Raw genomic sequence first — 3,559 nt, 5'->3', positions numbered from 1 at the left:
AGGATGGGCCGGTCGGGCGTGAGCCGGACGCGGTCGGTGAGGAGCCGTGCTGCGGAACCGTGGTCGGGCGCGACGGGACCGGCGTTGCCGGCGCTGGCGTGCCTCCCGGCCGGTGCCGGTGCTGCGGCAGACCCGCTGCCGGTACCCGGTGTGGCGGACGACGCGCTCGTCGGGCTGGGGCTGGTGCTGCCATCGGAGGCGGAGCTCGTGGTGGTGGCGCTGCTGGTGGCGGGCCGCTGATCGGTCACGGTGACTCCTTTGTCGGCCGGTTCGATTCGAGTCTGCCTCAGCGTCGAGGCGACACCGCCAGCATAGGGCGCACCTCCGGGCGTTCCGTGCCTTCGCGGCGAACCGGTAGGCTCCTTGCTCGTGCATGCCATCGGAATCGACATCGGGGGCACCAAGATCGCGGGTGCGGTCGTCTCCGAACTGGGCGAGATCATCGCCGAGGACCGGGTCGCGACGAACGCGGCGGACCCGGACGCCATGCTCGACGACGTCGTGACCATGGTGTCGCGACTGCGGGCCGCGAACGAGGTCAGCGCGGTCGGCGTGGCGGCTCCCGGCTTCATCGACGCCTCGCAGTCGATCGTCTACTACACGCCGAACATCCGCTGGCGGAACGAACCGCTGCGCCAGAAGCTGCAGCAGCGCCTCGGCGACCTGCACATCACCGTCGACAACGACGCGAACGCCGCCGGCTGGGCCGAGTTCCGGTTCGGCGCGGGCCGCCTGGTGTCCGACATGACCATGCTCACCATCGGCACCGGCGTCGGCGGGGCGATCGTCACCGAGGACCGTCTGTTCCGCGGCGGCTTCGGCACGGGCGGGGAGATCGGGCACCTGCGCATCGTCCCGAACGGCCTGCCCTGCGGCTGCGGTGCGCGCGGGTGCATCGAGCAGTACGGCTCCGGCCGCGCCCTGCAGCGGATGGCGAACGACGTCGCGGACGCGGGTGGGATCGGGGTCGCCCTGGCCGAGGCCCGGGACGCGAACGGCGGGCACCTCGACGGCAAGGTCATCGGTGACCTCATCCTCGCCGACGACCCGGGCGCCCTCGCGGCCCTGCGCCGTCTCGGCCGGCACCTCGGCGAGGCCTGCGCGTCCCTGTCCGCCGTGCTCGACCCGCAGCTGTTCGTGTTCGGCGGCGGCGTCGCGAGCGCGGGGGACCGACTGCTCGAACCGATCCGCCAGGCCTACCTCAACAACCTGCCGGCCCGCGGGTACCACCCCGAGCCGGAGTTCGTCATCGCCGAGCTGGTGAACGACGCCGGCGTGGTGGGCGCGGCCGACCTGGCCCGCATCCACGCCCGCACCGCGTAACCTCGGCTCGGACGCCCGCCCTCGACGTCCCGCCCGTCCCGAATCGGAGTCGAAGATGACCTACTGGCTGTTGAAGAACTTCGTGCTCGGTCCGCTCATCCTCACCCTGTTCCGGCCGTGGGTCGTCGGGCGCGAGAACGTGCCGACCAAGGGACCGGTCATCTTCGCGTCGAACCACATCTCGTTCATCGACTCGGTGATCCTGCCCGCGGTGGTCGACCGCCGCGTGTCGTTCCTGGCGAAGAGCGACTACTTCACCGGGCGCGGGCTCAAGGGGTGGGCGACGAAGACGTTCTTCAACGCCATCGGGCAGCTGCCGATCGACCGGTCGGGTGGCAAGGCCTCCGAGGCGTCGCTCCGTGCCGGCCTCCAGGTGCTGGCGCGCGGCGAGCAGCTCGGCATCTACCCCGAGGGCACGCGCAGCCCCGACGGCAAGCTCTACCGCGGACGGACCGGGATCGCCCGCATGATCCTCGAGGGGCGCGTCGTGGTCGTGCCGGTCGCGATGGTCGGCACACGCGAGGTCCAGCAGATCGGCCAGCGGTTCCCGAAGTTCAAGCGCGTCGGGGTCGTGTTCGGCAAGCCCCTCGACTTCTCGCGCTTCGAGGGCTTCGAGACCGACCGCTTCATCCTGCGCAGCGTCACGGACGAGGTCATGCACGAGCTCGCCGGGCTGAGCCGCCAGGAGTACGTCGACGTCTACGCCACGAGCGTGAAGGAGCGTGCTGCCTCGGCGCGGGAGCGCGTCACGCGGGAACGGAAGCCGACGCCCGCACGTTAGGCTCTGAAGGTCCCGGCACCCCGCCGGGACGCCCGTCCCGCGCGGTCACCGCGTGCTCGGGCCGCCCGTACAGAACACCGAGGTAACGCCCTTGTTCGAGTCGACCGACTTCGTCGCCCTGCAGGATCCGGACGTCATCGAGGGCCTCGACTATTGGCGCACGCTCCCCATCAAGCAGCAGCCCACGTGGCCGGACGCCGCAGCCGCCGAAGCGGCCTCGGCCGAGATCGCCACGCTGCCGCCGCTCGTCTTCGCGGGCGAGGTGGACAAGCTCCGCGAGCGGCTCGCCGCCGCCGCACAGGGCAAGGCGTTCCTGCTGCAGGGTGGTGACTGTGCGGAGACCTTCGCCGGTGCCACGGCGGACTCGATCCGCGACCGGGTGAAGACGATCCTGCAGATGGCCGTCGTGCTGACGTACGGCGCCTCGATGCCCGTCATCAAGATGGGCCGGATGGCGGGGCAGTTCGCCAAGCCCCGGTCGAGTGACCTCGAGACCCGCGGTGACGTCACGCTGCCCGCATACCGTGGCGACATCGTGAACGGCTACGACTTCACGCTCGAGAGCCGGACGGCCGACCCGCGCCGCCTGGTGCAGGGGTACCACACCGCCGCCTCCACGCTGAACCTCGTCCGCGCCTTCACGCAGGGCGGCTTCGCGGACCTCCGCCAGGTGCACTCGTGGAACAAGGGGTTCGCGTCGAACCCGGCGAACGCCCGGTACGAGCACCTCGCGAAGGAGATCGACCGCGCTATCCGCTTCATGGCGGCCTGCGGCTCCGACTTCGAGGCCCTCAAGCACGTCGAGTTCTACGCCTCGCACGAGGGACTGCTCATGGACTACGAGCGCCCGATGACCCGGATCGACTCCCGGTCCGGTCTGGCGTACGACACCTCCGGCCACTTCATCTGGATCGGTGAGCGGACGCGGGACATCGACGGCGCCCACGTGGACTTCCTGTCCCGCGTGCGGAACCCGATCGGGGTGAAGCTCGGCCCGACGACGACGGTCGACGACATGAAGGCCCTGGTCGACAAGCTCGACCCGAACCGCGAGCCCGGCCGCCTGACGTTCATCACCCGGATGGGCGCCGGCAAGATCCGCGGCGAGCTGCCCAAGCTGCTCGAGGCGATCAAGGGCATGGACGCGAACCCGCTCTGGGTCACGGACCCGATGCACGGCAACGGCCTGACCACCCCGACCGGCTACAAGACGCGGCGCTTCGACGACGTCGTGGACGAGGTCCTCGGCTTCTTCGAGGCCCACCGCGAGGTCGGGACCTACCCGGGCGGCATGCACGTCGAGCTCACCGGGGACGACGTCACGGAGTGCCTGGGGGGCTCGGAGCAGATCGACGAGGCCACCCTCGCCACCCGGTACGAGTCCCTGTGCGACCCGCGGTTGAACCACATGCAGTCGCTCGAGTTGGCGTTCCTCGTCGCCGAGGAGCTCAGCGC

General features: G+C 70.7%; 3 protein-coding genes and 1 pseudogene. 3 read left to right on the top strand and 1 reads right to left on the bottom strand.

Annotated features, from left to right (window positions below; genetic code table 11):
- Positions 1 to 248: pseudogene (locus J7E22_RS15825) on the bottom strand (hypothetical protein); the annotation flags it as partial.
- Between the two features lie 121 nt (positions 249 to 369).
- Here J7E22_RS15825 and J7E22_RS15820 point away from each other — a divergent pair.
- The 3 genes from J7E22_RS15820 to J7E22_RS15810 form a co-directional block, all read left to right on the top strand.
- Positions 370 to 1,323: an ROK family glucokinase gene (locus tag J7E22_RS15820; protein WP_214982789.1), complete on the top strand. Its 954-nt coding sequence runs from the start codon at positions 370 to 372 to the stop codon at positions 1,321 to 1,323.
- A 55-nt stretch (positions 1,324 to 1,378) separates the two neighbouring features.
- The gene (locus J7E22_RS15815) at positions 1,379 to 2,104 is read left to right on the top strand and encodes a 1-acyl-sn-glycerol-3-phosphate acyltransferase (RefSeq protein WP_214982788.1); all 726 of its coding nucleotides are present in this window, start codon (positions 1,379 to 1,381) and stop codon (positions 2,102 to 2,104) included.
- A 91-nt stretch (positions 2,105 to 2,195) separates the two neighbouring features.
- On the top strand, positions 2,196 to 3,559 hold a 1,364-nt coding region (locus J7E22_RS15810; protein WP_214982787.1), incomplete at its 3' end, for a class II 3-deoxy-7-phosphoheptulonate synthase.

Origin of the sequence: Curtobacterium sp. ISL-83 (genome assembly GCF_018613895.1) — a bacterium.
GTDB lineage: Bacteria > Actinomycetota > Actinomycetes > Actinomycetales > Microbacteriaceae > Curtobacterium.
This window is presented reverse-complemented; position numbering and strand designations above follow the sequence as displayed.